This window comes from Streptosporangium sp. NPDC049376 (genome assembly GCF_044466505.1).
Classification (GTDB): Bacteria; Actinomycetota; Actinomycetes; order Streptosporangiales; family Streptosporangiaceae; genus Streptosporangium.
In genome coordinates this window covers 1-25,630 of the sequence record NZ_JBITMT010000035.1, presented here as the reverse complement: position 1 = coordinate 25,630, position 25,630 = coordinate 1, and the positions used below count along the sequence as shown (strand labels likewise).

19 protein-coding genes are annotated in these 25,630 nt (G+C 70.7%); 8 read left to right on the top strand and 11 right to left on the bottom strand.

Annotated features, from left to right (window positions below; translation table 11 throughout):
- Positions 1-102 precede the first annotated feature (102 nt).
- From ACIBVQ_RS39355 to ACIBVQ_RS39345, 3 genes are all read left to right on the top strand, one after another.
- On the top strand, positions 103-2,202 hold the full coding sequence (locus ACIBVQ_RS39355) for a M6 family metalloprotease domain-containing protein (protein WP_362911676.1): 2,100 nt from the start codon (positions 103-105) through the stop codon (positions 2,200-2,202).
- Between the two features lie 224 nt (positions 2,203-2,426).
- A complete protein-coding gene (locus ACIBVQ_RS39350) occupies positions 2,427-5,015 on the top strand; it encodes a tetratricopeptide repeat protein (RefSeq protein WP_399183976.1) in 2,589 nt (862 codons plus the stop codon).
- A 122-nt stretch (positions 5,016-5,137) separates the two neighbouring features.
- Positions 5,138-5,935 (top strand): tyrosine-protein phosphatase, encoded by a 798-nt coding sequence (locus ACIBVQ_RS39345; protein WP_399183973.1) that lies wholly within the window; start codon positions 5,138-5,140, stop codon positions 5,933-5,935.
- On the opposite strand, the gene ACIBVQ_RS39340 is transcribed toward ACIBVQ_RS39345, so the two are convergent.
- Complete coding sequence (locus ACIBVQ_RS39340; RefSeq protein WP_399183971.1) at positions 5,932-6,981, bottom strand: Gfo/Idh/MocA family oxidoreductase; 1,050 nt, start codon at positions 6,979-6,981, stop codon at positions 5,932-5,934. The two genes, ACIBVQ_RS39345 and ACIBVQ_RS39340, sit on opposite strands and share 4 nt — an antisense overlap.
- 23 nt (positions 6,982-7,004) lie before the next feature.
- Positions 7,005-7,913 (bottom strand): proteasome assembly chaperone family protein, encoded by a 909-nt coding sequence (locus ACIBVQ_RS39335; protein ID WP_399184008.1) that lies wholly within the window; start codon positions 7,911-7,913, stop codon positions 7,005-7,007.
- A gap of 104 nt (positions 7,914-8,017) precedes the next feature.
- On the opposite strand from ACIBVQ_RS39335, the gene ACIBVQ_RS39330 reads away from it, so the two are divergent.
- Both ACIBVQ_RS39330 and ACIBVQ_RS39325 read left to right on the top strand, forming a co-directional pair.
- On the top strand, positions 8,018-8,419 hold the full coding sequence (locus tag ACIBVQ_RS39330; protein WP_399183969.1) for an ankyrin repeat domain-containing protein: 402 nt from the start codon (positions 8,018-8,020) through the stop codon (positions 8,417-8,419).
- A 133-nt stretch (positions 8,420-8,552) separates the two neighbouring features.
- Positions 8,553-9,464, top strand: a complete 912-nt coding sequence (locus ACIBVQ_RS39325; RefSeq protein WP_352016441.1) for a 4-epi-cubebol synthase — start codon at positions 8,553-8,555, stop codon at positions 9,462-9,464.
- Positions 9,465-9,473: 9 nt separating this feature from the next.
- Here the strand turns inward: ACIBVQ_RS39325 and ACIBVQ_RS39320 are convergent, their stop codons facing one another.
- On the bottom strand, positions 9,474-11,591 hold the full coding sequence (locus ACIBVQ_RS39320) for an AAA family ATPase (RefSeq protein ID WP_362911673.1): 2,118 nt from the start codon (positions 11,589-11,591) through the stop codon (positions 9,474-9,476).
- Positions 11,592-11,744: 153 nt separating this feature from the next.
- Between ACIBVQ_RS39320 and ACIBVQ_RS39315 the strand changes: the two genes are divergently transcribed.
- Positions 11,745-11,924: a hypothetical protein gene (locus ACIBVQ_RS39315; protein ID WP_352016439.1), complete on the top strand. Its 180-nt coding sequence runs from the start codon at positions 11,745-11,747 to the stop codon at positions 11,922-11,924.
- 13 nt (positions 11,925-11,937) lie between these two features.
- On the opposite strand, the gene ACIBVQ_RS39310 is transcribed toward ACIBVQ_RS39315, so the two are convergent.
- Positions 11,938-12,849 (bottom strand): ABC transporter permease subunit, encoded by a 912-nt coding sequence (locus ACIBVQ_RS39310; RefSeq protein ID WP_352016438.1) that lies wholly within the window; start codon positions 12,847-12,849, stop codon positions 11,938-11,940.
- Positions 12,846-15,425: an alpha/beta fold hydrolase gene (locus ACIBVQ_RS39305; protein ID WP_399183966.1), complete on the bottom strand. Its 2,580-nt coding sequence runs from the start codon at positions 15,423-15,425 to the stop codon at positions 12,846-12,848. Before ACIBVQ_RS39305 ends, ACIBVQ_RS39310 begins: the two co-directional genes overlap by 4 nt.
- 185 nt (positions 15,426-15,610) lie before the next feature.
- Here ACIBVQ_RS39305 and ACIBVQ_RS39300 point away from each other — a divergent pair, with 185 nt between their 5' ends.
- Positions 15,611-16,768: a hypothetical protein gene (locus ACIBVQ_RS39300; protein WP_399183964.1), complete on the top strand. Its 1,158-nt coding sequence runs from the start codon at positions 15,611-15,613 to the stop codon at positions 16,766-16,768.
- Here ACIBVQ_RS39300 and ACIBVQ_RS39295 read toward each other — a convergent pair.
- The 3 genes from ACIBVQ_RS39295 to ACIBVQ_RS39285 all read right to left on the bottom strand — a co-directional run bounded on the left by ACIBVQ_RS39295 (position 16,726) and on the right by ACIBVQ_RS39285 (position 21,107).
- Positions 16,726-17,757: a copper resistance D family protein gene (locus ACIBVQ_RS39295; protein WP_399183962.1), complete on the bottom strand. Its 1,032-nt coding sequence runs from the start codon at positions 17,755-17,757 to the stop codon at positions 16,726-16,728. The genes ACIBVQ_RS39300 and ACIBVQ_RS39295 overlap by 43 nt on opposite strands.
- On the bottom strand, positions 17,754-18,329 hold the full coding sequence (locus tag ACIBVQ_RS39290; RefSeq protein ID WP_399183960.1) for a copper resistance protein CopC: 576 nt from the start codon (positions 18,327-18,329) through the stop codon (positions 17,754-17,756). The genes ACIBVQ_RS39295 and ACIBVQ_RS39290 overlap by 4 nt, the downstream gene beginning before the upstream one ends.
- A gap of 162 nt (positions 18,330-18,491) precedes the next feature.
- Positions 18,492-21,107, bottom strand: a complete 2,616-nt coding sequence (locus ACIBVQ_RS39285) for a chitinase C-terminal domain-containing protein (protein WP_352016433.1) — start codon at positions 21,105-21,107, stop codon at positions 18,492-18,494.
- 490 nt (positions 21,108-21,597) lie between these two features.
- Between ACIBVQ_RS39285 and ACIBVQ_RS39280 the strand changes: the two genes are divergently transcribed.
- On the top strand, positions 21,598-22,482 hold the full coding sequence (locus ACIBVQ_RS39280; RefSeq protein ID WP_352016432.1) for a DMT family transporter: 885 nt from the start codon (positions 21,598-21,600) through the stop codon (positions 22,480-22,482).
- Here ACIBVQ_RS39280 and ACIBVQ_RS39275 read toward each other — a convergent pair.
- From ACIBVQ_RS39275 to ACIBVQ_RS39265, 3 genes are all read right to left on the bottom strand, one after another.
- Positions 22,479-23,822 (bottom strand): HAMP domain-containing sensor histidine kinase, encoded by a 1,344-nt coding sequence (locus ACIBVQ_RS39275; RefSeq protein WP_362911669.1) that lies wholly within the window; start codon positions 23,820-23,822, stop codon positions 22,479-22,481. The genes ACIBVQ_RS39280 and ACIBVQ_RS39275 overlap by 4 nt on opposite strands.
- 171 nt (positions 23,823-23,993) lie before the next feature.
- A complete protein-coding gene (locus ACIBVQ_RS39270; protein WP_352016430.1) occupies positions 23,994-25,085 on the bottom strand; it encodes a M20 family metallopeptidase in 1,092 nt (363 codons plus the stop codon).
- A partial coding sequence (locus ACIBVQ_RS39265) for a dipeptidase (RefSeq protein ID WP_399183957.1) occupies positions 25,082-25,630 on the bottom strand: 549 nt, incomplete at its 5' end. The genes ACIBVQ_RS39265 and ACIBVQ_RS39270, both read right to left, overlap by 4 nt.

The window sequence follows — 25,630 nt, the reverse complement described above, 5'->3', positions numbered from 1 at the left end:
CGCGCCGACGAAGTGTGGGAGATTATCTTCCTACACCTGACAGACGACCTTCCTACAGAAGTCGATTGATCGGCGCGAAAGCGATCTATAGCGTCATTTGTCGTGACTCGTCCCCCCAGGTTACTGAAAGCGTTGATCGCGGCCGTCGTGCTGCTCCCGATCGGACTCGCCGCGGCCCCCGCCTCCGCCGATCCGTCGCCCGACCCTGAGCACCCATGGCGCCTCGACCAGTGGCCCCAGACCCAGCCGTGGCAGCAGGACGAACCCGACGGTGCCGCCGCGCTGCGCGGCAGGCCCACCGGACCGCCGCCCATCGACCCGCAGAACTGGAAGAACCCGGACCACATGACGTGGGCCGACTACCGCAAGCCGCCGGGGACCAAGTGGGCCGACCCCTCGGTCAAGGGCTCGAAGCGGACCTTCCGCGGCGCGCTCGTCCTGCTCGACTACGCCAACCAGCCGTTCGTGGTCACCCAGCCCAAGGGCTCGACCGTCTTCAGGAACCCCAGCGCCGAGGCCCACGACGTCCCGCGTGACAAGGTCGCCCAGTTCTACAAGGACTTCCTCAACACCCCGAACCAGCTCAACCGGGGACACACCATTCACGAATACTGGATGGAGGACTCCGGCGGGCGCTACGGCGTCGACCTGACCGCATTCGGCCCGTACGAGATGCCCGGCAAGTCGTACGAGTACGGCATGGAGTTCCAGAGCGGCACCGGCTGCCCGGCCGGGGCGACCTGCAACAAGAACATCAGGACCGACGGGCGGGCCGCCTGGACCTCGGCCGAGGGACAGGATGTCCCCGCGGGCTTCGACTTCGTCTTCTACCTGAGCGCCGGTCAGGACGAGTCGGCCACCTGGCAGGAGTTCGGGTCGATCAAGTTCCCGACCAAGGAGGCGGTGACCGACGACTTCGGCCCGCCCGACGCCGCGCTGCCCAACTGGGCGAGGACCCGCTACGTGGACTGGACCTCCTGGGCGTCGGCCTCCTCCATCTGGCCCAACGCCGGAGGTGGCTCCTCGACCCAGGCGGAGAGCTCCGGGCAGGGCGTCTACGCCCACGAGTTCAGCCACATCCTCGGCATCGGCGACAACTACAACAACCCGTTCGGGGTGCCGCCGCGCCGCGCCTACACCGGTGTCTGGGAGATGCTCAGCCGGGGCAGCTTCAACGGCCCCGGCGGACCGCACAGCCGCTGGCTGATCCCGCCGACCTCGGGTGGCTCCATGGGCGCCCAGCACATGCTCCGCAACAAGATCAAGCTGGAGATGGTCGACGAGCGGAACGTGCTGCGCCTGTCCCGCGACGCCCTGGCCCAGTCGGGTCTCGTCGTGGCCAGGGTGACCGCGCGAGCCGTACAGCCCGGGCCGCGTGACCTGTCCGGCGTCAACATCGCCTTCGGCACCGGAGACCGGAGCCCCGCCTGCGACGTCACGAAGGACCCGTTCTGCGACGGCGGCGGCTACGACAACTACACCGTCGAGGTCGTCGACCGGATGGGCGCCGACTCCTTCACCCCCGACTCGGGTGTGCTGCTGGCCAAGACCAAGAACGTGGACAGCGCGCCCTTCGAGTGGGTCGTGGACGCCAACCCGCAGGACATCGGGATGACCGACTACGTCCTGCCGGACGGCACCGCCGTACCCATCACGATCGGCGACTACCGTCAGCTGTCGGACGCCCTGTTCCACGCGGGCAGCGACTCGGGCTCCGAGTTCGAGTACGTGGACCAGGCCAACCGGCTCCACTTCTACGTCCTCGACGTGGAGCGCGACCGCAAGGGCGTCCTGTCCTACACGGTGGCGATCCGCTCCCTGGACGGCGCCGGTCCCCAGAAGCGCGGGGTACGGCTGCTGCCCGCGGCCGGGCTGCCCACGGACCGGGGACTGTCCACCTGCCGCTTCCCGCTGTTCAACACCGGCAGGAAGGCTCCCGCCCAGGGGAGCCACCCCGAGGACGTGAGCGCCTACCTCGGTGAGGACGTCTACCGTCTGTCGGCGAGCGTCGAGGGCAGGGGCTGGACGGCCACGCTGCCCAACCAGCTCGCGACCGCCGGCTTCGGCGATCGGACCCTCGTGGCCGTCAACGCCCAGCGGGCCTCGGGCGGCTCGCGCCTGGCCAAGGTCACGCTGACCGCGACCTCGGAGAGCGACCCGTCCAAGACCGCCAGGGCGACCTGTCACGTGGTCGGCCTGTGACCTGACACCCCACGGCCTCCTCGCGAGAGGGCTCTCGCGAGGAGGCCGCCGTATCCCGCTGTACAGCGATAAATCATCAATTTTCCGAGATATCGCTCTATCGGATGATCAGTCCCTCGGCGGGCGCCTCCGTCCGCCGGGTGTCTGGTTGAATCGAGGCAGAGACGACGCGTCGGCTGAGTCGGGGGGCCGCGCCGTGGTGTGCTTCTCTCCGGAGGGTGTGAATGCCCGGTCCGCCGAAGGTGCCTGCTCGTCGTGACACCGCCTCGCCGAGGCGACGGATACCGCTGGCGGCCCCGGCGGCGCTGGCGATCGCCGCCACCGGCGCCAGCGTCCTGACGGCGCTGCCGGACGTGGTCTCCCTCTCACCGTGGTGGAGGGCCGCGATCGTCATGGTCTCCGGCATGCTGGCCGGGGCGATCGCCTGGGCGACCTCAAGACCGCGCCGGGAGGAGACCGTCGCGGACGACGGGGCGTTCTGGCGTCCGCCCGACCAGTGGCCGCCGAGGCCGGCGCACTTCACCGGGCGCGTGGAGTCACTGGCCGAACTGCGCCGGGTGTTCACCGAACGCCACCGCGACCGCTCCCGCACCGAGCCCCTCGCGCCGCTGGTCATCTCGGTGTACGGCAGAGGCGGGGTGGGCAAGTCCGCGCTCATCGCCAGGTTCGGCCAGGAGGTCGCCGACCGCTTCCCCGACGGGAGGCTCCACGCCGACCTGCGCGGCACGATCGAGGCGCCGGTCCGCCCGGAGGAGGTGCTGATCGGCTTCCTGCGCGCGCTGGGCGTGCGGCTGACCACCGACCCCGGGGGCCTGACCGAGCTGCGCAGACTCTGGCTGACCTGGACCAAGGGCAAGCGCATCCTGATCGGCCTGGACAACGCCCAGGAGGCGAGCCAGGTCAGGGACCTGATCCCGGCCGACCCCGGATGCGTGGTCATGGTCACCTCCAGGAACCCGCTGTTCCTGCTCAACGCCTACGACAAACAGCTGTCGGTGTTCAGCTCGGCGCAGGGCGTCGAACTGCTGGCCAGGCTGGCCGGAGGCGAGCGGGTCGCCGCCGACCTTGAGGCGGCCGACGAGATCGTACGGATGTGCGACCACCTCCCGCTGGCCATCAGCATCTGCGGCGGGCGCCTGGCCACCCGGGAGAACTGGACCCTGCGCCGGCTGGCCGACCGCCTCAGGGACGAACGGCGCCGCCTGGACCAGCTCGAACTGCGCGGCGGGCAGGACCGGAGCGTGCGGGCCTCGCTCCAGCTCAGCTACGACGACTGCACCGGCATCCAGCGCCGCCTGCTGCGCATGCTCAGCCTGCTCACCGCCCCCGACGTGCCCGGCTGGGTGCCCGGAGAGCTGCTGGCGGCCTCGGAGCTTGAGGGGGCCGACCAGCTTGAGGCGCTCATCGACGCCCAGCTCGCCGACTCCGCAGGCGTCGACTTCTCCGGCGCGATGCGCTACCGCCTGCACGACCTGGTCCGGATCTTCGCCCGCGAGGTGACCTTCGCCCGTGACGACGACGTGCAGAGAAGGGCGGCCATCGAACGGGTGCTGTCCGGTTACCGCCGCCGGGCCGAGGGCGCCGCGGTGGCCCGGTGGCCGCAGGACTGGGGCCGCAGCGGCAGGCGGGCGGACCTGGCCGTCTCGGGTGAGCTGACCCAGGCCTCGGCCGCCGACTGGCTCAACGCCGAGCGCCGCACCCTGGTCGCCATGATCCACCAGGCGAAGAGCCTGGAGATGTGGGAGCTGGCCTGGAGCCTGGGCCGTGCCTTCTGCTCGCTGTGCCACTCGCTGCGGGCCTACTGGTCCGACTGGCGCGCGGTCGCCGAGATCGTCTGCGAGGCCGCGACCCGGCTGGACGACCGGCGGGCCCTGGGCATCGCGCTGCTGGACCGGGCCGCGGTCGCCGGTGGGCAGGGCGGCCGCGACAGCGCCAGGCAGGACGCCGAGAGGGCACTGGACATCTTCACCGAGCTGGGGGAGTCGTGGTGGGCGGCGCGGGCGATGCGCTCGGTCGGCATGACCCTGTTCAACGACGGCAACCTCGACCGGGCCCAGGGCTACCTGAACGAGGCGATCGCCGCGTTCAAGGCGGAGGACGACCGCTGGTGGACGGCCAGGAGCCAGCGCAACCTGGCCGAGCTCAGGCTCGCCCAGCGCAGGCCGGAGGAGGCCGGAGAGCTGCTTGAGGACGCACTGGCGGTCTTCCAGCACGACCGTAACCGCTACTCGGAGGCGCAGACCCTGCGTGTCTACGGCGAGGTGCTCGGCGCGACCGCGCGGGCGCTGGAGAGCCAGGGAGACGCCAAGGCCGCGGGGGAGAACTTCACCCGGGCCGGGTTCAGCCTGGACCGGGCCGCGGAGATGTTCCGGCTGCGCGGAGAGCTGTGGGAGGAGGCCAGGTGCCTGCGCGCGGCCGGCGAGGTGGGCAACCCGGCCAACGGACTGCGCGAGCTGATCTACGTACGGCGGGCCGCCGAGATGCTGACCGCGCTCGGCGACTCCTGGGGCGTGGCCAGGGCCGAGCTTTCCGCGGGGCGCGCCCACGGCAGGCTGGGCCGTACCTGGGAGGCGCAGCAGGCGCTGACGCGGGCCGTACGGCAGTTCGAGGAACTGGGCGACCGCTGGTGGATGGCCAGGAGCCTGCGCTACCTCGGCGAGACGCACCTGGAGGCGGGCGACTGCGAGGCGGCCCTGCCCCTGCTCGAACAGGCCCAGGACATCTACCGCAGCCTCGGCAACCAGGGGGATGTGGGCCGGGTGCTCGAACTCCTCCGCAGGGCGCAGGAGTGCCTCGGGCAGGTGACCTCCTGAGAGCGGTATTCGGCGCGACGGTATCCCGGGAAAGGGCATCGCCCAATGGGGGTTGTCATTTGCGGCAATCTGCCCCAGACGTTCACTGCTTGGTCATACCTTGACGTATAAGCTCAGCAGTGATGAACGAACTGACGCGATGGATTCATCTTGAAGGTGCCGTCAACGTGCGCGACCTCGGCGGGCTCGCGACGAAGGACGGCGGGACCACACGCTTCGGCCGGGTGTACCGGTCGGACAACCTGCAGGCGCTGACGGAACGCGACCTCGGCCTGCTCGTCGGCGACCTCGGGCTTCGCCACGTCGTCGACCTGCGCTCGGTGGCCGAGGTGACCCTGGAGGGCCCTGGACCGCTCACCCGCTTCCCCGAGGTGAGCATCCACCATCTCACCCTCTTCGCCGAGGGCGGCGTGAACACCGACGTCGACGCCGACAGGATCGACGCGGACCGGGTGCTTCCCTGGCAGGAGATGGACGAGGACACCCTCGCCGAACTGCGGGTGACCGGCTACTACTACGGCTACCTTCGCGAGCGCCCCGACTCGGTCGTGGCCGCGCTGCGGGCCCTGGCCCACGACGACGGCGCCGCCATCGTGCACTGCGCGGCGGGCAAGGACCGCACCGGCGTGGTCACCGCCCTCGCCCTTGAGGTCGCCGGGGTCACCCGGGAGGCGATCGTCGCCGACTACGTCGCCACCGGCGACCGCATCGACCACATCCTGGCGCGCCTGCGTTCCAGCCCCACCTACCGTGCCGACCTCGACTCCCGTCCGGACTCCGACCACCGGCCGCGCGCGGAGTACATCCAGCAGTTCCTCGACGTGCTCGACAACCGGTTCGGCGGCCCGCTGACCTGGCTGGGCGCCCAGGGGTGGAACGAGGACGACACCGGAGCCCTGCACGCACGCCTGCGGGACTAGAGCCCGACGACCAGGCCCTCCGTGGCCGAGCGGCGGGCGGCCTCAAGGACGGTGAGGGTCTCGACCGCCTCCTCGGGGTCGACCGGCGCGGGCGCCCCCTCGCGCAGGCTCGCCACGACGCCACGGTAGAAGTCGAGATAGGCGCCGGGTTCGGTGCGGACCGGATGGAGGTCGTCACCGGCCCCCATCGTGCCCCACCGCTGCGGCGGCTCGTCGCCGAAGCCGGGGACGCTCGGGGAGAGCCCGGCGCGCAGCCGTTCCTCCTGCACGTCGAGACCGTGCTTGGAGTATCCGGCCCGTGAGCCCGCGACCAGGAAACGCGGGCCGGGCATGGGTGAGAGCGCGCTCATCCACAGATGGGAGCGGGCGCCCGAGACGTGCGTCAGCGCGACGAAGGTGTCGTCGTCGGCGGCGACCCCGGGCCGCCGGGCGTCGGACTCGGCGTAGACACGCGTCACCGGGCCAAGCAGGCTCAGCGCCTGGTCCACCAGATGGCTGCCGAGGTCGTACAGCAGGCCACCCACCTCCTCGGCGCCGCCCGACTCACGCCAGCCGCCCTTCGGCACGGGCCGCCACCGCTCGAACCGGGACTCCAGGCGGTTCACCGTGCCGAGCTCCCCCGACGACAGCAGCCGCCGGATCGTCAGAAAGTCGCCGTCCCAGCGCCGGTTCTGGAACACGGTCAGCATCAGGCCGCGCTCACGCGCCAGCTCCGCCAGCCCCCGGGCCTGCGCCGCGGTCGCCGCCAGCGGCTTGTCGACCACGACCGGCACCCCCGCGCGCAGCGCCGCCTCGGCCAGCGGGACGTGGGTGCGGTTGGGGGAGGCGACCACCACCAGGTCGCAGACGCCCCACAGCTCCTCGGCGTCGCCGACCGCCCGCGCGCCGTACTTCCTGGCGACCTCGGCGGCCCGTTCCGGAGAGCGTGTCACCACGGCGGACAGGCTCAGGCCGGGGGTCGCGGCGATCAGCGGGGCGTGGAAGAGCGCCCCGGCGACGCCGTACCCGGCGAGACCGACGCGCAGGGCGGGCACCGTCTCACCCATCACCGGGCACCCGCCGGGCCTGGTCAGTCACCGCGCTGCTCGTCACGCTCGGCGAGGAAGGCCTCGAACTGGGCGGCGAGCTCGTCGCCGGTCGGCATCTCGGAGGACTCGGCCATCAGGTTCTCGCGCTGCGCGCCCGCCGCGAAGGCGTCGTACTGCTGCTCCAGGCCGGTGATGGCCGTCGAGAGCTCCTCGGAGGCGCTGATCTGCTCGGCGATCTCGTTGTCGGTCCTGGCCGCCGCCTCACGCAGGCCGTCCAGCGGGAACACCAGGCCGGTGCTCCTGGTGACCGCCTCCAGCGCCGTCAGAGCCGCCGCGGGGTACTCCGCCTGGGCGAGGTAGTGCGGGACGTGCACGGCGTAACCCAGGGTGTCGTGCCCCCGGGCGCCGAGCCGGAACTCCACCAGCGCGGCTGCGCTCCCGGGGACCTGGACCCTGCCGAAGGCGCTGTTGTGGCCGGAGACCAGCTCGGGACGGCTGGCGTGGCCGGTGATCCCGAGCGGACGGGTGTGCGGCACGGCCATCGGGATGCCGTGCAGGGTCACCAGCCTGCCGATGCCGAGCCTGGTGACGAGCGTGCCGACGGCCTCGGTGAACAGCTCCCACTCGCGGTCCGGCTCGGGGCCGGTGAGCAGCAGGAACGGGGTTCCCGTCGTGTCGTGGACCAGGTGCAGGGCGAGCTCGTGGCTCTCCATGGACACCCAGCGGTCGGTGTCGAAGGTCATGATCGGGCGCCGGGACCGGTAGTCGAGCAGGCGGTCCACGTCGAACGTGGCCACGACGCGGTGCTCAAGCTCGCCCAGCAGGTGACCGAGGGCGAGCCGTCCGGCGCCGCCCGCGTCTACGAACCCGTCGAAGTGGTAGAGAAGCACCGGATCGGTCAGTTCAGGGATCTCTCCGCTGAGCCGGTAGAGATCCGTCGGGTCGAACACCGTCTCCCAGCCTTTCGTCGGTCGTCTCTCCACAGCATGAACCCCTGGGCCGTCCGGTGAATTCCACGCACCCCGGCGATCACTGGGAACCCTACCGGGGCAGAATGGTTCCCATGCAGTCCGACCCTGAGCTGGAGGAGTTCGCCACCCGCCTGTTCGACCTGGCCAGGGCTGGTGAGACCGACAGACTCCGCGCGTACGTCGAGGCCGGGGTGCCGGCCGACCTGACCAACGACAGGGGCGACACCCTGGTGATGCTCGCCGCCTACCACGGCCACGCCGAGACCGTCAGGGCGCTGACCGCCCTCGGCGCCGATCCCGGCCGGGCGAACGACCGGGGCCAGACCCCGCTGTCCGGAGCGGTCTTCAAGAAGGAGCCCGAGGTGATCAAGGCGCTTCTGGACGCGGGCGCCGATCCGGACCAGGGGACCCCGTCCGCGCGGGAGACCGCCCGGATGTTCGGCCACGAGCAGTATCTGAAATGGTTCGAACGTTACCCTGATTAGTGATGTCTCCTATATGGCGACATATTGAAATCATGTGGCGTTCGGGGATCCTTGACAGGTGGGAACTACTACTACACCTCAGTCCGATCGGCGTCTGCACATCCCCCCGCTGCCCTGCCCCTTCCCGAGTGAGGTGAGTCCCCACGTCGAGAGAGTCGACCGGGAGACCCTGGACTGGCTCATCGCCTCGGGAATGCTCAAGGACGCCGAAACGGTCGAGCGCTACAGACAGGCGAGGTACGGCTGGCTGGGTGGCCGGACCTACCCCTACGCGGAGCACGACCTGCTCCGCCTGGTGACCGACTGGTGCGTGTGGCTGTTCGCCTTCGACGACGCCTTCTGCGAGTCCGACCGCAGAGCCGCCGAGATAGCCCGCGCGCTGCCCCAGTTCTACGCCGTCCTCGAAGGACTGGACGGTGGGTACGAGGTCGACGACAGGTTCGCCAGGATGCTGCTGGAGATCAAGAACAGGATCTCCGCGCACGCCGACGGAGACCAGCTCGACCGCTGGTGCTCCGTCACGAAGGACTATCTCTTCGCGCAGGTCTGGGAGGCGGCCAACCGTGAGGACGAGGTGGTTCCCTCCATCGAGGACTACCTGTTCATGCGGCGCAGGACCGGTGCCATGCTCACGGTCTTCGCCCTGATCGACATCGCCGCGGGCCATCGCCTGACCCCCGCCGAGTGGCGGCACCCCGCCGTGCGCGCGATCACCGAGAGCGCCAACGACGTCGTCGTGTGGGACAACGACCTCATCTCCTACGCCAAGGAGAGCGAGAGCGGCAACGCCAGGAACAACCTGGTGAACGTGCTGGCCGTACACGGCGGGGTCTCCAGGCAGGCCGCGATGGAGCGGATCGGCATGATGCGCAACAAGGCCATAACCGACATGATCGAGCGGCGCCCCACGCTGGAGGCACTCGGCTCGGAGGCGGTGCACGCGTACGTGCGCGGCCTGGAGTTCTGGATCAGCGGAAGCGTCGACTACTCACTGACCAGTTCCCGCTACACGATGGCCTGGCGGCAGCGGATCGCCGAGGAGTGAACCGAGCGCTCAGTCCTGGGGGAGCCGGTCGTCGCTCTCCTGCTCTCCGAGTGCGAGCTCGATCAGCTCCTCCAGACCCAGCTTCTTGCCCGCGGCGAAGGCCTTCTCGTGCTCCTGCTCACCCAGCAGGCTCTTGCACTCCTTGACGCAGCGGTCGTGCTCGGCGTTGAAGAAGGGCGAACCGAGCTGGGGCATCCCGAACGTGCGCCAGTTCGCCTGGCCACCGCCCATCAGGCGCGAGGCCAGCTCCGGCTGACCGGCCTCAAGCGCCTGCCTGGCGACCACCTCGATCGCCAGGCCGATGCCCAGGACGTCGTGGAAGTAACGCTTGAGACGCAGCGCCTCACGCGCGTTCGTCATGGCCTCGGTGGTCTGGCCCATCGCCTGGTGGACGCTGGCCAGCGCGTAGATGGCGTAGGAACGCAGCCACAGCTCACCGCGCTGGGTGCACACGGTGATGCAGTCGCGCAGCAGCGTCTCGGCCTCGCCGGGGTCACCCTGCATGAGCAGCACCATCGACAGCTCGACGATCGAGGGCAGCAGACCGGGGTTCAGCTCCCGGCCGCTCTTGTGGAACTCGATGGCGACGCCGAGCAGCGCGCTGGCCTTGTGCAGGTCGTTCTGGAGGAAGGCGGCCGTGCCGAGCATCTTGGTGGCCAGGATCACCGCGCCCGAGTCGCCGACGCGCACCGCGTCCGCGCTGCACTGTTCGGCCGCCGCGATGGCGCCGGTGATGTCGCCCTGGGCGCTGTGGATGTAGGAGAGCACCCACAACGCCTTGCAACGCTCGGGACTCGGCTCGGGCGAGAGCTCCAGGGTCTTCTCAAGGTAGAGCCTGCCCTCGCGCGCCAGCCCGCAGGCCACCCACATGAACCACAGCGACGACAGCAGCTTCAGCCCGGAGAGCACCTGACCCGGGGTGTTCAGGCAGTAGTCGAGGGCGACCCTGATGTTGTCGTGCTCGTGACGCATCCGGACGTGCCAGTAGACCTGACGGGGACCCGACCAGGCCTCCTCGCTCCGGTAGGCCAGCTGCAGGTAGTAGTCGCGGTGCCGTTCCCTGATGCGCTCCCGCTCGTCGAGGTGCTTGAGCCACTCCTCGCCGTAGTCGCGCAGCGTGTCGATCAGCCGGTAGCGGTGCCCGGACGGGGTGCCGTCGCTCAGCAGGATCGACTTCTCGACCAGGCTGCTGATGAGGTCCACGATCGTCTCGTGGGGAAGGTTGTCCCCGGCGCAGACGTAGTGGACGGCGTCCAGCTCGAAGTCGCCCGCGAACACCGAAAGCCGCGCCCATAACAGTCGTTCGGCGGGCTCGCACAGCTCGTGGCTCCAGCCGATCGCCGCACGCAGCGTCTGGTGCCTGGGCAGCGCCGTACGGCTGGCGCCCGCCAGCAGGCTGAACCGGTCGGCCAGCAGGTCGAGCATCTGCTCGACGGACAGCGCCCGCAGCCGCACCGCCGCCAGCTCGATGGCCAGCGGGATGCCGTCGAGGCGGCGGCACAGCTCGCTGACGGAGCCGACGTTGCGCTCGTCGAGCTCGAAGCCGGGCACCACCGCGCTCGCCCGCGCGGCGAACAGCAGCAGGGCCTCGTTGGTGAAGACGTTCTCGCCCGGCACGCTGCCCGGCACCGTCAGCGGCGGGACGGTGACCGTGTGCTCGCCCCTGGCGTTGAGCGAGTGACGGCTGGTCGCCAGGATGGTCAGGCCGCTCGCGCGGGTCAGCAGCTCCTCGAAGAGCTCGGCGCAGGCCGAGTCGACATGCTCGCAGGCGTCGATGACCAGCAGGACCTCGCGGTCGTTCAGCCACTCGACCAGCGCCTCCTCGGCGGAGCGCGACGACTGGTCGGCGATGCCCAGGGCCGAGTTGATCGTGTGCCTGAGCATCCCCGGGTCACGCTGCCTGGCGATGTCGGCGAACCAGACGCCGTCCTTGAACTGGTCGCGCATCTGGTGCGCGATGCGCAGCGCCGTACGCGACTTGCCGACCCCGCCGATGCCGGTCACGGTGACGAGGCGGTGCTCGCGCAGCCGTTGCCGCAGGATGGTCAGGAGCCTGGTGCGCCCGACGAAGCTGGTGAGCTCGTTCGGGAGATTGCCGTCTCGCCGCCATCCTGATGGCGCTGCCATGGCCGCCTCACGGGGGTAGCTTGACACCTGACCATCCGAATCGTACCCGTCCGGGCGGCCGGCTGTCCCTGAGGCCGCAAAGCGGGCAGGAGTTTCCCCATCCGTCAGCTCGTGGCGCGGAGGAGTCGGCGCGACGCTGGCTAGCATGGACCCGTGACTTCGCTTGAGCCCGACGACCTGCATCCCGACGATCTGCGTCCCGTCGATCTCTCCGACGACGGCCCGCCGATCCTGCCTGACCAGACAGGGGACGACACCGACATCGGCTGGGGCACCTGGCGTGAGCCCAGCGACGACGACAGGCTTCTGGAGGACCGGCCGCCCCACTGGTAGGGGCGGCCGGGGATCACGAAACCACGTCCTTGCGCCGGAACCGGCGGAAGGCGAGGGCGACCAGGACCACCGAGTAGGTGACCGAGACGGCCACGCCCTTGACCATGCCGCCGTAGTCGGGTTGCGGCGCGAGGGCGTCCAGCCACGCCGTGCTCCAGAACGTCGGCAGGAACTCCCGCAGCGAGCCGAGGGCGTCGACCGCCTGCAGGATGCCGCTGACGATCACCAGGCCGACCGCTCCGCCGACGGCGCCCAGGGGTGAGTCCGTGCCGACCGAGAGCAGGAAGGCGAGCGCGGCGACCACGAACTGGCTGACCAGCACGTAGCCGACCACGACTCCGAAGCGGGGCAGCACGTCCAGGGCGGCGACCGTCTCGCCGGTGCCCGGCACCCGCACGTCGTGCCAGCCGAACACCAGGGTCCCGGCGAGCAACGCCATCGCCGGCAGGCAGACGACCGCCGCCGCCGAGTAGGTCAGGGCGACCACCAGCTTCTGCCGCAGCAGCCGGTCGCGGGGGACCGGGGCGGCCAGCAGGTAACGCAGCGAGGACCAGCTCGCCTCACTGGCCACCGTGTCGCCGCAGAACAGCGCGACCGCCACCGCCAGCAGGAAGCTCGCCGAGACCGACAGCGCGAACGCCGCGAAGTTCAGGCCGCCCTCGGTCGCCAGGTCGGACAGGCGCGGCACCCCGGAGGGCTGACCGGACCCGGCGCCGAGCTGGAAGGCGGCCACCAGGATCCACGGCAACGCCAGCAGCAGGCCGAACATCACCAGTGTGCGGCGCCGCCTGAGCTGCCTGGCGAACTCGACCGACAGCGGCAGCGTACGGCCGGGCAGGTAACCGGCCGCCTGGCCCTCGCCCCGCCCCGGGCCCTCGGGGACCTCCTCGACCGGCGAACCGGTCCGCGTCAGGATCTCGCTCATGCCTTCTCCCCGATCAGGTCAAGGAACACGTCCTCAAGGCGGCTGCCGGAGCCGCCACCCGAGCCACCCGAGGTGTGCTCGCCCAGCAGGTCGCGCACCGGGCCCGCGGTGACCAGGCGTCCCCGGCGCATGACCACCACGTGGCTGCAGGTCTGCTCGACCTCGGCCAGCAGGTGGCTGGAGACGATGACCGTACGGCCCCGCGCCGCGTAGGCGATCAGCACCTCGCGCATCTCCCTGATCTGCGGCGGGTCGAGGCCGTTGGCCGGTTCGTCGAGCACCAGCAGGTCGGGCAGGCCGAGCATGGCCTGGGCGATGGCCAGGCGCTGGCGCATGCCCTGGGAGTAGGTCCGGACCGCCCGGTCCAGCGCGGCGCCGAGCCCGGCGATCTCCAGGGCCTCGGCGAAGTGCGCGTCGTGTTCCGGGCGGCCGGTCGCCTTCCAGTAGAGCTCCAGGTTGGCCCGTCCCGTCAGGTGCGGCAGGAAGCCGGGCCCCTCGACGAACGACCCCAGCCGCGACAGCACGGCGGCGCCGGGGGAGATCCGGTGGCCGAAGATCCTGATCTCGCCCGCGTCGGGGTGGATCAGGCCCATCATCATCCGCATGGTCGTTGTCTTTCCCGCCCCGTTCGGGCCGAGCAGGCCGAGCACCTGGCCGCGTTCCACGGTGAAGGACAGGTCGTCGACCGCCCGTTCACCGTTGCGGTAGGCCTTGGTCAGGCCGTCGATCCGCAGCGGGACGTCGGCCAGGGCCGGATCGTGGTCCGTACGGCGGCGCCTGCGCCCGGTGAGCAGCAGGACCGCGGCGGCCACGACGGCGGCTGCGGGCAGCGCCCACGTCCACCAGGACGGGCCGTTCTGCGGGGTCCGCAGCGCGGCGTCCACCGGGACGGTCAGCGTGGGCGCGGCCAGCTCCACCTGGTAGACGGCAGGGGCGGCCGGGGTGCTGTAGCCGAGGTCGGTCGTGGTGAAGGCGACCCGCAGCCGGTGCCCGGCGTCGAAGCGGTGGTCGACGGCGGGCAGCGCGACGGTGGCCTCGCCCGTACCGTCCGGGGAGAGGGCGACGCGCACCGGGGCCACCAGGCCGTCGGGCAGGATCGGGGCCTGGCCACCCGGTCCGGCGTCGTAGAGCTTGGCGAACAGCGTCACGCCCTCCTCGGAGACCTTGCCTCCGGTGCCTCCGGTGCCCTCGGCGCGCACCCGGACCCGGACCGTCGAGCTGCCGGTGACCTGGAGAGGGGCGGTGAGCGGGGCGGAGTCGAAGTGGGCGCTCTGGCCCGCCATCTCGGTGGACAGGCTCACCCCGGGTGAACCGCCGAGGCCGCCGAACCCGGGGACGGAGGAGATCGAGGAGGGGGAGCCGCCCGGCGGGTTGGCGACCGGCTGGGCGGGCCCGGTCAGGGCGACCTGGGTCGTCGTGGCGCCGTACAGGCCGGGGTAGGCGGGGGCGGTGGCGTGCAGCTGGACGGGGCGGCGGGTGCCCGGGTCGCGCCCGCCGTCGCGGGTGACGGTGAACGGGACGGTGGCCTGCCCGGCATCCCCCTTCAGATAGCGGGCGAACCAGGCGGTGGTCCGCTCGTGGATCCAGTCGGCCTCGCCGTCGCCGCCGTCGTGGCCGCCGTCGAACCAGGCGACGGCCACCGGGGCGCCGGTCGCGGCCACGGCCCTGGCGTTGGCGTCGGCCTGGCCCAGGGGGAAGAGCGAGTCACGCGTCCCCTGGAGCAGCAGCGTGGGGACCTTGATCCTGCCGGGCACGGAGACGGGGCTCGACCTGCGCAGGGTCTCGATCGCCTCCGGTGTCGCCCGGCCCGTCTCGGCGATCCGCTGGTAGACGTCGCACAACTCGGGCAGGAACCGGCCGCACCTGACCTCCTGCGCGCTCGCCGGAGGCGCCTCGCCGGTGGGGGTGGCGCCCCGCAGCGGGCCGGGAGCGGGGGAGGTGCCGCCCCTGCTGAAGAACAGTCCGGCCCACATCCGCTTGAACACCCCGTTCAGCGGGCCCCGCCCGCCCGCCTCGGGGAACAGCGCGTCGGCCAGGTCGTGCCAGGTGATCTGGGGGACGATCGCGTCGATCCGGTTGTCGTACGCGGCGGCCATCAGCGCGATGGCGCCGCCGTATGAGCCTCCCGCGACGCCGACCTTCGGGTCTCCGGCCGCGTCGAGACTGACCTCGGGCCGCCTGGCCAGCCAGTCGAGGAGCTGCCGCACGTCCTTGACCTCGTAGTCGGGGGAGTTGAGCGCGATCTGTCCCGTCGAGCGGCCGAAGCCACGGGCGGACCAGGTCAGTACGGCGTAGCCCTCCCCGGCCAGCCGTACGGCCGCCTCGCGCACGCTCTCCTTGCTGCCGCCGAAGCCGTGGGCCAGCAGCACCGCAGGGGCCCTGCCACCCCCGGCGGGCGGGAAGAACGTGGCGTCCAGCGTGACCTGCTGGTCGTCACGGGGACCGTCGAGCACCGTGACGCTCTGTTCCCGGGGGTGTGTCTCCTGGGCCGACGGCCACAGGACCCAGGTGATCACGGCGGCCACCAGTACGGTGACCAGCGTGATTCCGGCGACAGGCTTGCCCGCGAGCTTCATGCGGCGAGCTTACTGAGGGCAGCCTGAGAGCGACCTGAGACGGTCCGACAGTGAGAACATAGGGGGCAAGTGGCGACAAAAGCCCCTGAAGGGTGCAAGCATCTTCGTATGGGACTAACCCCTGCCGATCTCTCAGGGATGTTCCTGATTGCGGACCAAGGTAAAGGACGGGCATCATTTCGCGCGTGAAGTTCGTCGTGAGTCCAAAACGAAGCGCCACACAGGCCATCCAGTGGGCCCTGCCCTACTGGACCAGGGGAAAAGCGGGCAGGCAGACCCCGGAGGACCTGTTCCGGGTGCTCTATTTCGGCTGGCTGGTCGCCTTCTCCTTCAAGGTCCTGGGCGCCTCCTGGGACGTCTCCTGGCACTTCAAGTGGCTCCGTGACGACCTGGCGCCGCCGCACCTGCTCAACAGCGTCGGCACCGCCATCGCGCTCACGCTCACGATCATCCACCTCTACACCGGTTACGGCGTGGACAGGACCGCGCAGCGGCTCATCGGCTGGGGAACCGCGGTCTTCCTCATCGCCGTCCCGCTGGACCTGATCAACCACCGCGTCAACGGGCTCGACATCACCTCGTGGAGCCCGTCGCACATGATGCTCTACATCGGCACGCTGCTGATGGTCTCCGGTGTGACCAGGGGATGGTTCACGGGGGCGCCTCCCGGCCGCACCCGCACACTGGTCCTCGGCGCCCTGGGCGTCTTCCTGCTGGAGAACGTCTGGTTCCCGGCCCAGCACCAGGAGTACGGCGTGTTCGGCATCGCCGCCTGGGACCGGGGCCGGCCCGAGGCCGAACCCATCCTGCTGCAGTTCGCCGCCGACCAGATGGGCCGCGCCATTGACCGGGACATGGTGGTCAAGTTCTCGCTCCCGGTGCCGGACGAGCTCTACCCGGTCTACGGGGTGGCCGCGGCCATGATCGTCTTGGTCGTCGCCCGCGCGATGACGGGACGCGTCCTCACCGCGACCGCCGTCGCCGCCTCCTACGTCGCCTACCGCGCCGTCATCTGGCCGCTGCTCGCCGTGACGGGCTTCCCGCGCTCGGCGGTGCCCGTCTTCCTGATCGCCGGGGCGCTCATGGTCGACCTGGCGTTCCTGATCAGGAACCCGGCGCTGCGGGCGCTGGCCGGATCGCTCGCGGTCACCGTCGTGGTGGCCCAGGCTCTGCGCCTGCAGAGCGCCGCCTACCTCACCCCGCCGCTGGTCTCACCGATGGTCCTGGCGGCGGGCGGGGTCCTGCTGGCGGTGCTCTGGCTGGGCGCCGAGTGGGCGCTGACCCGCTTCAGGCTCCGGGCTCAGGACATGGAGGCCGTGGTCAGGGCGACCGCGAACCCGTAGGCCAGGCCCATCACGGTGAGTTCCGCCGCCGCCCACGCGACGACGGCCGTTCCCTGCCGCGCGGCGATGCGCGGCAGCAGGCGGAACCTGATGTGGGCGGCGAACGGGATCAGCAGCCCCACGCACACGGCCTTGGCGATCACCAGCAGCCCGTAGTGCCCGTCGAGCAGCGCTCCGGGCAACTCGACCCCCTGGGTCAGGGCCATCGAGGCCAGGCCGTTGACCAGCCCGGAGACGCTCACCAGCACCAGGGCCAGCGTCGCCAGCCTGGAGAACTTGGGCAGGACCCCGGCCAGCAGCTCACGGTCCCGCGCGACCAGCAGCATGATGACCAGCAGCCCGCCGGTCCACGCGGCGGAGCCCATCACGTGCAGCTCCATCGAGATCATGATCGGGTCGTGCCATATCGAGTTCACCGCGTGCCCGGTGACGGGGATCGGCAGCAGCCCGAAGAAGGCGATCACGATCCGCAGCTCGGCGGGCACCTTCTCCCCGAACCGTACGGCCAGCAGCCCGACGCCCGCGTAGGCGAGGGCGCAGGCGGCGCTGAAGAGCATTCCCTGGCCCGCGCCGACCTCGCTGACGTACGCGGCGATCATCGCCGGGGTGGGGACGGTCCCCGGGTTGAGCTGGGCCGTCTGGAAGACGATGACGACCAGCGCCAGCACCGCCCACGCCCAGGCGAACGTCACCGCGGCCGGTCTGGCCCTGCGCATCACCGGTTCGGTGCGCTCGGGGTCGTCGAAGCCGAGGATCCTCGGCAGCACGCTGAGCCCGACGACCGCCACCGCCGCCAGGTCGAGCAGCACCCGCAGCACGGGCAGGCCGTACTCGACGACCGGGCCGGGCACGGCGATGCCCGGCACGGCGGCCTCCGCGGTCAGCGTCGTCGCGGCCAGTACGGCCAGCAGCGCGCCGGAGACGAAGCCACCGGCCACCAGCCTCCTGACCGATCCGGCCTCCGAGGAGCGCTCCAGCGTCGCGGTCACCGGGTCTCCTCCCGTCCTCCGCTGCGGCGCATCGCGACGACGGTCGCACCGCCGAGCAGGACGAGGGCGGCCACGATCCACAGCACGGCCATCCCGGCGCCGCCGTTCTGCGCGGCCTCGGCGGCCTGGGCGCTCAGGTCGAGCTCCTGGGCCGGGGCGCCGGAGGCCTCAGGGGCACTTGGGGCGGCCTGCGCGGGGGAGCCGGTGCCGGCCGCGGTCAGGGTGAAGGTCACCTTGTCAGAGACCGGGTGACCGTCAGAGGACAGGATGCGGTAGCCCACCACGTACTGCCCGGCGGGGCCGAGCGGCCTGACCCCGACGCTCACCTTCGCGCCGGAGACGGCGGTCTTGCCCTCCTCCCAGCGGGTCTCGCCGGGACCGGTCACACTGATCTGCGCGAAGCCCTGCCGTACCGGCTGGTCGAAGGTCAGGGTGATCCGCCCGGGGGCCGTGGCCAGCGAGGCGCCGTCCTCGGGGTCGCTGCCGACCAGGATGTTGTGGGCCCGCGCCGGGGTGACCACGCTCAGGAGCACGGTGCCCGTGAGCAGCAGGACAGTCAGTAGCCGCCTCACCGATCGTGGCCTTCCTGTGGGTTCGTCGTGTTCCGGTAATGCTCCCATCTTGGTGGGCGGGGGCGGGAATCGGCCACGGAACAGCCGCAGGCGGCGGAAAAGACGGGGGCGCCCGGCGATCCGTGGCAGGAATGGATCGCCGGGCGCCGATGGGAGAGGTGGCTAGTTCAGGCGCTGCCAGAGCGCGGGCACGTTCGTGGGCTCCCATCCCACGGCGGAGGTGTGCGCCTGGCGGCACTCGTAGTTGACGCCCGAGAAGGTGACCCGGGTGCCGGAGGAGTAGGACGTCCCCGCCTTCCAGGCCGGGTAGTTCCCGGTCGGGGTGACGGTGGGCGTCACGGTGGGCGTAACGGTCGGGGTGACGGTGGGCGTCACGGTCGGGGTGACCGTCGGGGTCACCGTGGGCGTCACCGTCGGGGTGACGGTGGGCGTCACGGTGGGCGTCACGGTCGGGGTGACAGTGGGCGTGACGGTCGGAGTGGGGGTCGCGCAGACGCCGAGGTCGGTCCAGACGGAGTTGGTGCCCGGCTCGTTGTTCTGGGTCCACCACTTGGCCTGCCACAGGTGACCCTTGTGCGAGACCTTGGCGCCGCCGTTGTAGACCTCACCGGCCGACCACGGGGGAGCCGAGCAGTCGCCGCCGGGGCCGCCGCTGCCGGTCGGCGTCGGCGTCGGGTTGACCACCACGCCGCCGCGGGCGTAGTCACCGGTCAGGCCGTAGGTCTTGCCGCCGAAGCTCACGGTGAAGTTGGCCGGGGCCGGGGCGGGCAGGTAGTAGACGTAGTCCATGCTCAGCGACGCGCCGGGCGCCAGCGACTCGTTGGCCTTCAGCTTGAAGGAGATCCGGTTGAAGTCGCCCTTCAGGCCGCCGATGTTGTTGCCGCCGCCGTGTTCGCTGCTGATCACGGTCAGGCCGTAGCCGGACTGGTCCTTGGCCGTCTTCGGAGCGGAGCTGGCGTAGTCCCACTGGAACTCGGCGCCGCCGGGGATCGTGGTCTTGGAGTTGTTGGTGACCTTCAGCTTGCCGGTGATCGGGTAGTTGCTGTCACCGGAGGGGAACCCGCTGATGTCCACGCTCACGTCGAGCTTCTCGTTGGGGATGCTGACCTTCGCCCGGGTCGCGCCGTACGGCGTGGCCGTCTTGAAGGCGTCGTAGACCTGGCTGGTGAGCGTGTTGCCCATGAACCACTCGCTCTTGGCGGAGTCCCAGGCGTAGTCGCCGGCCAGCTCCCAGATCATCAGGCCGCCGATGCCCTTGTCCTTGACGTAGTTGGCCTTGACGCCGATGGACTGGTCGTCCTCCATGGACAGGAAGACCTTCTTGCTGTCGTTCCACAGCCAGGGCGCGACCAGGGTCGGGTTGTAGTTGCGGGTGTAGGTGCCGGTCAGCTTGTCGTCGGCCTTGTTGGGGTCGAGACCGTAGGCGGGGCCGTACGATCCGGCGCGGCCGTCCAGCAGGTTCTTGGCGTGCCAGAGCGGGTTGCCGCCGCCGCCGACCTCGCTGTTGTTCTCCAGGTCGTGCCAGAGGTTGTCGATGCCGCGCGCGCCGTCACCACAGGTGGTCAGGCCGATCGGGCAGCCGCTGGTGCTCTTGGAGATGCCCCACAGGCCGTTGGTGCCGCCGGTGACGTTGCGCCATCCCCGGGTGTAGTACGGCACGCCGATGTTGATCCGGCCCGCCTGCATCGCACCGCGGAAGTAGTGGTAGGCCCAGTCGGTGTTGAGGTAGCCGATGCCGCCGTACGCCTCGGTGTTGTAGACGTTCCACTTGGCCAGCTCGGCGTCCTTGCCGTCGTCGTAGAGGGCCGCGTTCGGGCCGACGAACTCGTTCCAGGCGCCGTGCAGGTCGTAGGACATGATGTTGACGTAGTCCAGGTACTGGGTGACCTGGAAGGTCTCCATGCCGCGCAGCAGGTAGCCGGAGGAGGGCGCGGCGACCGAGAGCAGGTAGTACTTGCCGTCGGCGGCCGAGGCCGCGTTGAGCTTGTCACGCAGCGTCTTCATCAGCACCGCGTAGTTCTTCATCAGCGAGGCGCGGCGGGCGTTGCCGACCTGCCAGTCGAGCGGGTTGCCCGCGTCCTTCATCGACGTCGGGTACTCGTAGTCGATGTCGACGCCGTTGAAGCCGTACTTCCTGATGAAGGCGACCGAGGAGTCGGCGAAGGCGTTGATCCCGGCCGTGTTGGCCGAGCCGTCGGCGTTGGTGGTCATCGTGTAGAAGCCACCCGACGGCTTGCGCTCGCCCGTGTCGTCGATGTACCCGCCGGTCTCCGCCCAGCCGCCGACGCTGATCAGCGTTTTGACGTTCGGGTTGGCCTTCTTGTACTTGTTCAGCAGGTTGAAGTGCCCCTTGTAGGGCAGCGCCGGGTCCATGGTGTCGATCCCCGGCCACTCCATGCCGGTGGAGGGGTTGTCGGCCCCGTCACCGCCGACCGAGATCTTGTTGTCCGCGCCAACGTGCGCGAACGCGTAGTTGATGTGGGTGACCTTGTCCCAGGGGATGTTCTTGGCCAGGTAGGAGGGCTGGCCGTTCTTGCCGGTCCGCCAGCTCGTGAAGTAGCCGATGATGCGGCGCGGGTGGTCCGCGCCCATCTTCTCCCGGCCCGACTCGTCGTAGACCTGGCAGTAGGGCACGTCGAGGCCCGGGGTGGTGTAGAGACCGTCGGGGCGGCACGACGTGTCGTCGGCCGCGGCGGTGGCCGTGCCTGCGAGCGCGCAGGCGATCAGGGCGAACGACGCACCGGCCGCCGCGAGGCCCGCGCGTAAGCGTGAGGACATGGGAGAGCTACCTCCGAATGAGGAAACACAGCAGTTACCCCAACCCCGAGGCCCCCCACGGGTTGTTGATTTTGGAAACTATGCGCTCCCACCAGGTCCGTCAATGCTTTCTTTTAAGAAAGTTTCCTGATAGTTAGTTGGGGGTGGCTCTGCTGGGCCACGACGGGCCACGGCCTGTCCCCCGTGACCGCGCCGTCCAACGACCCCGGACCCGTGCGGTGCGCCGGGACGGCCCGTGCCCGTGTCCAGTGGATTCGCGTTCCGGGAAACCCCCGGCGACTCCGGCGGCCCTCCGGCTCGGTACCCCCGTGACCGGACGGGCCGCGTTCAACGTTCTCCGCGCCGAGGGGCGGCCGAGGGGCGGTCGGGGGTTGAGGGGTGACAGGACCCTTACTCCGGGGTGAGGTCATTCACTCAACGTGGTATTCGGGCCACTCCACCACGGACTACGCGTCCCTCCGGTAGCTGGGCGTAATGGAATGCTGCTGGCATGGCAGCGGTCTCCGCTCCCCGCCCCCTCATGGGAGCCGTGCTTCTGTTGTTCGTCAGCGCCGCCTGGGGGTCGGCCTTCCCGCTGATGAAGGACCTCATGGCCCGCGTACCCGTCGCGGACCTGCTCACCGAGCGCTACGCCGTCGCCGCGATCGCCCTGCTCGCCCTGCGGCCACGCTGCCTGCGCGGCCTGCCGGAGAAGACCTGGCTGACCGGCGTCCTGCTCGGCCTGATGTTCGGCGTGGGACAGACGGCGCAGGCGATCGCGCTGCACGACCTGCCCTCGTCGGTCTCCGGGTTCACCGTCGGCTCCTACGTGGTGATCACCCCGGTTCTCGGGCTGATCCTGCTCGGCGCGGAGGTCCCCTTCCGCACCTGGGTCGCGGTCGCGCTGGCCACCGCCGCGATGACGATCTTCACCCTGCTCAGGGGGGCGGAGGGCGGGTCGGTACCGCTGCTCGCCCTGGCCGTCACGCTGCTGTCGGCCGTGCTGTACGCGGGACACACCCTCGTGCTCGGCGACTTCGAGGGCGCCGGACGCGACGCCTACGCCCTCGCGGTGATCCAGCTCGGCGTCATCGCGCTCATGACCGGGGTGCTGGCCGTGCCCGACGGCCTCACCCTGCCCCGGACCGCCGCCGACTGGGCCGCCATGGCCCACCTGTCGGTCGTGGCCTGTGCCCTGGGGTTCCTGGCGCGCTCCTTCGGCCAGGCCCACGTGCCCGCCGCCCCCGCCGCGGTGATCCTGTCCGCCCAGCCCCTCTGGGTCACCGCCCTGGCCATCACCCTGTACGGCGAACGCCTCACCTGGACCGTCCTGGTCGGCGGCGGCCTGATCGCCCTGGCCATGCTCCTGGTCCTGGTGCCCCGCCGGGCCCGTTAACGGCTGAGGGGAAGGCGCAGGACGAACCGGGCACCCCGCTCGCTCTCCTCGATCACCAGGGTTCCGCCGTGCGCCTCGGCGACCTCCCTGGCGATGGGCAGCCCCAGCCCGGTGCCCCCGGCGTCCCTGTTACGTGAGGCGTCGAGCCGGGCGAAGCGGCGGAAGACCACCTCCCACTGGTCACGGGCGATCCCCGCGCCGTCGTCGAGCACCTCAAGCACGGCCGTGTCCCCCCGGGCGGCCACGGTCACCGTGACCCGCGAGGTCGCGTGCCGTTCCGCGTTGTCCAGCAGGTTCGTCAGCAGCCGCACCAGCCGCAGGCGGCTGCCCTGCACCACGACGCCGGGCTCCGCGCGGCAGTTCATCTCGACACCGCGCCTGCGGCGGGTCATCTCCTCCCGGCACAGCTCGCCCAGGTCGACCGGCTGGCGGGCCATGGGCGCGCCGGAGTCGAGCCTGGCCAGCATCAGCAGGTCGGAGACGATGGCCTGGAGCCGGTCCAGGCTGGCGAGCATCTCCCCGGCCTTGGCCTTCCAGTCGGTGTCCTCCGGGTAGTGCAGCGCCTCCTCCACCTGCGCCCGCATCGCGGTCAGCGGGCTGCGCAGGTCGTGCGAGGCGTCCGAGGCGAATCTGCGCTGCTGCTCGGCCGCCGCCTCAAGCCGGTCGAGCGTCTGGTTGATCGTGATGGCCAGCTGTTTGATCTCCCCCGAGTCGGACGGGACGGGCACCCGGCGGCCGAGGTCGGTCGCGGTGATCTCCGCCAGTTCGCCTCTGATCGAGTCCACCGGGGCCAGCGCCCTGTTGACCGTCTGGTAGGCGCCGACCCCGGCCAGCAGCACCAGCGTCACGCTGACGCCGACGATGCCGGCGAACAGGCCGGGATGGACGTACCAGGGAACGACGTCGTCGGCGGCGTAGATGATCCAGTCGCCGCCCGCCTGGTGGACCCGGAAGGCCACGACGACCATGCACCTGCCGGGGAACTCGGGGCTGTCGCACACCTGTCTGTCCGCGCTGACCTCTCCCGGCGGGGGGACGAAGTCCGCCATCCGCGGCTTTCCGTGCAGGTTGGGCGTCGAGGACAGGACCTGGCCCGACGGGTCGAGCACCTGGACGCCGTCCAGGGTCCCCTGGGGCAGCCCGGCGGGTAACTGCTCCCGGACGGTCAGGTTGATGGTCTCCAGGGCGGCGTTGGCGATCTCCTGGGCCCGGAAACTGCCCGCCAGGCCGTACAGGGAGAAGGTGGCGACCAGGGCGAGGGTGAGGCCGGACAGGGCGGCCACGGTGACGGCGATCAGCGTCAACCGGGTCCGCACCGACCAGGCGCCCTTGGTGACCACGCCAGCTTCCCCCGAGGTCCGACGATCTTCCTAGGCGGACTAATTGCCATTTCCTGGCCATTCATGGCCAAGGAGGGGCAAAGTTCCGAACCCCTTCCATTGCGGAGTGTTGGTCCGCACGGAGGGCCGTGGGGGACGGCCCGGCACGGCGGCCCAGGGGTCGCGGGCCCGTCAGACGGTCTCGTTCTTCAGCACGGAGGTGATCAGCCCGGCCAGCAGTCTCGTCCGCGCGGGCATCTCCCCGACGATCACGTGCTCGTGCGGCGCGTGCGCGCCGCCGCCGACCGCGCCGAGCCCGTCGAGCGTCGGGCAGCCGACCCCGGCGGTGAAGTTGCCGTCCGAGGCGCCGCCGACCGCGGCCCCGCGCAGCGGCTCCATGCCGAGATCCGCGGCGATCGCGCAGGCCAGCTCGAACAGCCGCGCCGAGGACGTCTCCTCAAGCGGAGGACGGTTCGGCCCCCCGCTCACCTCGATCCGCGCCCCGGGAACCCGGGGGAGCAGCTCACGGACCAGCCGGTCGATCCGGTCCTGCTCGGCGACGCTCGGCACCCGCACGTCCACGGAGACCCCCGCGGTCGCGGGCACCGTGTTGACCGTGGTCCCGCCGGACAGCACGGTCGGGGTCACCGTCGTCGGCCCCTCGCCCATCGTGCTGAGCGCCAGGATCTGGTGGGCCAGCTCGATCCCGGCGTTGACCCCCTTCTCCGGTTCGAGACCCGCGTGGGCGGCCCTGCCGTGCACGGTGATCCGGTAGTCGGAGGTGCCCTTGCGCGCGGTCTTGAGCGCGCCGCCGTCCGCGCTCGCCTCAAGGACGAAGGTCGCGGCGCACCCGCGCGCCGACTCCTCGATCAGCTCGCGCGAGGTCTGCGAACCGACCTCCTCGTCCCCGGTCACCAGCACGCACACCCCCTCGGGCGAGGGCAGGGAGGCCAGGGCGTGGAAGGTCTGCACCAGCCCGGCCTTCATGTCGAAGACACCGGGACCCCGGGCGATCCCGTCGTCGAGCGACCACGGGTGCTCACGCAGCGTGCCGATCGGCCAGACGGTGTCGTGGTGGCCGACCAGCAGGACCCTGGGCGTGCCGAAGGTCCAGCGCAGGTGGGGGACACCGCCGATCACGATCGTCTCGGGGCGCGCGCCGAGCCTTCTGAACCCCTGGTCCGCGACCACGGCGGCACTGCGGGCCAGCGCCTCGTGGTCGGCGGAGAAGGATTCACAGACGACGAGTTCCTCCAGGTCGTCGAGCATCAGATCGAGGTTCATGCGGGCCTTCCCAGTTCGGAGCGGAACAACCGCAGGACATTGTCGCCGAGGATCTTGACGATCTCTTCGTCCGAGAATCCATGTTTGAGCAGGGTTTCTGTCACCAGAGGCAAACCGGAGGGTCCGGCCAGGCCGGGGATGGCGGCTGTGGCGTCGAGTCCGTCGGGGGCGGTGTCCTCGCAGCAGGGTGGGGTGGTGTCGTGGATGACTTCGCGGACGAAGTCGGGGCCGAGGCCGACGTGGTCGATGCCGGCGATGGCGGCGATGTGGGCGATGTGGTCGATGAGGCGGTCGAGGGTGTGGTGTTCGGGGGTGTCGGCGAGGAAGGGGGCGAAGAAGTTGACGCAGATGACGCCGCCGGTGGCGGCGATGGCGCGGAGTTGGTCGTCGGTGAGGTTGCGGTGGTGGTCGCGCAGGGCGCGGGCGCTGGAGTGGGTGGCGATGAGGGGCCGGGTGGCCAGTTCCAGGACGTGGGAGAGGCCGGTGGCGCTGAGGTGGGAGACGTCGAAGAGGATGCCGAGGCGTTCCATCTCGTGGAGGGTTTC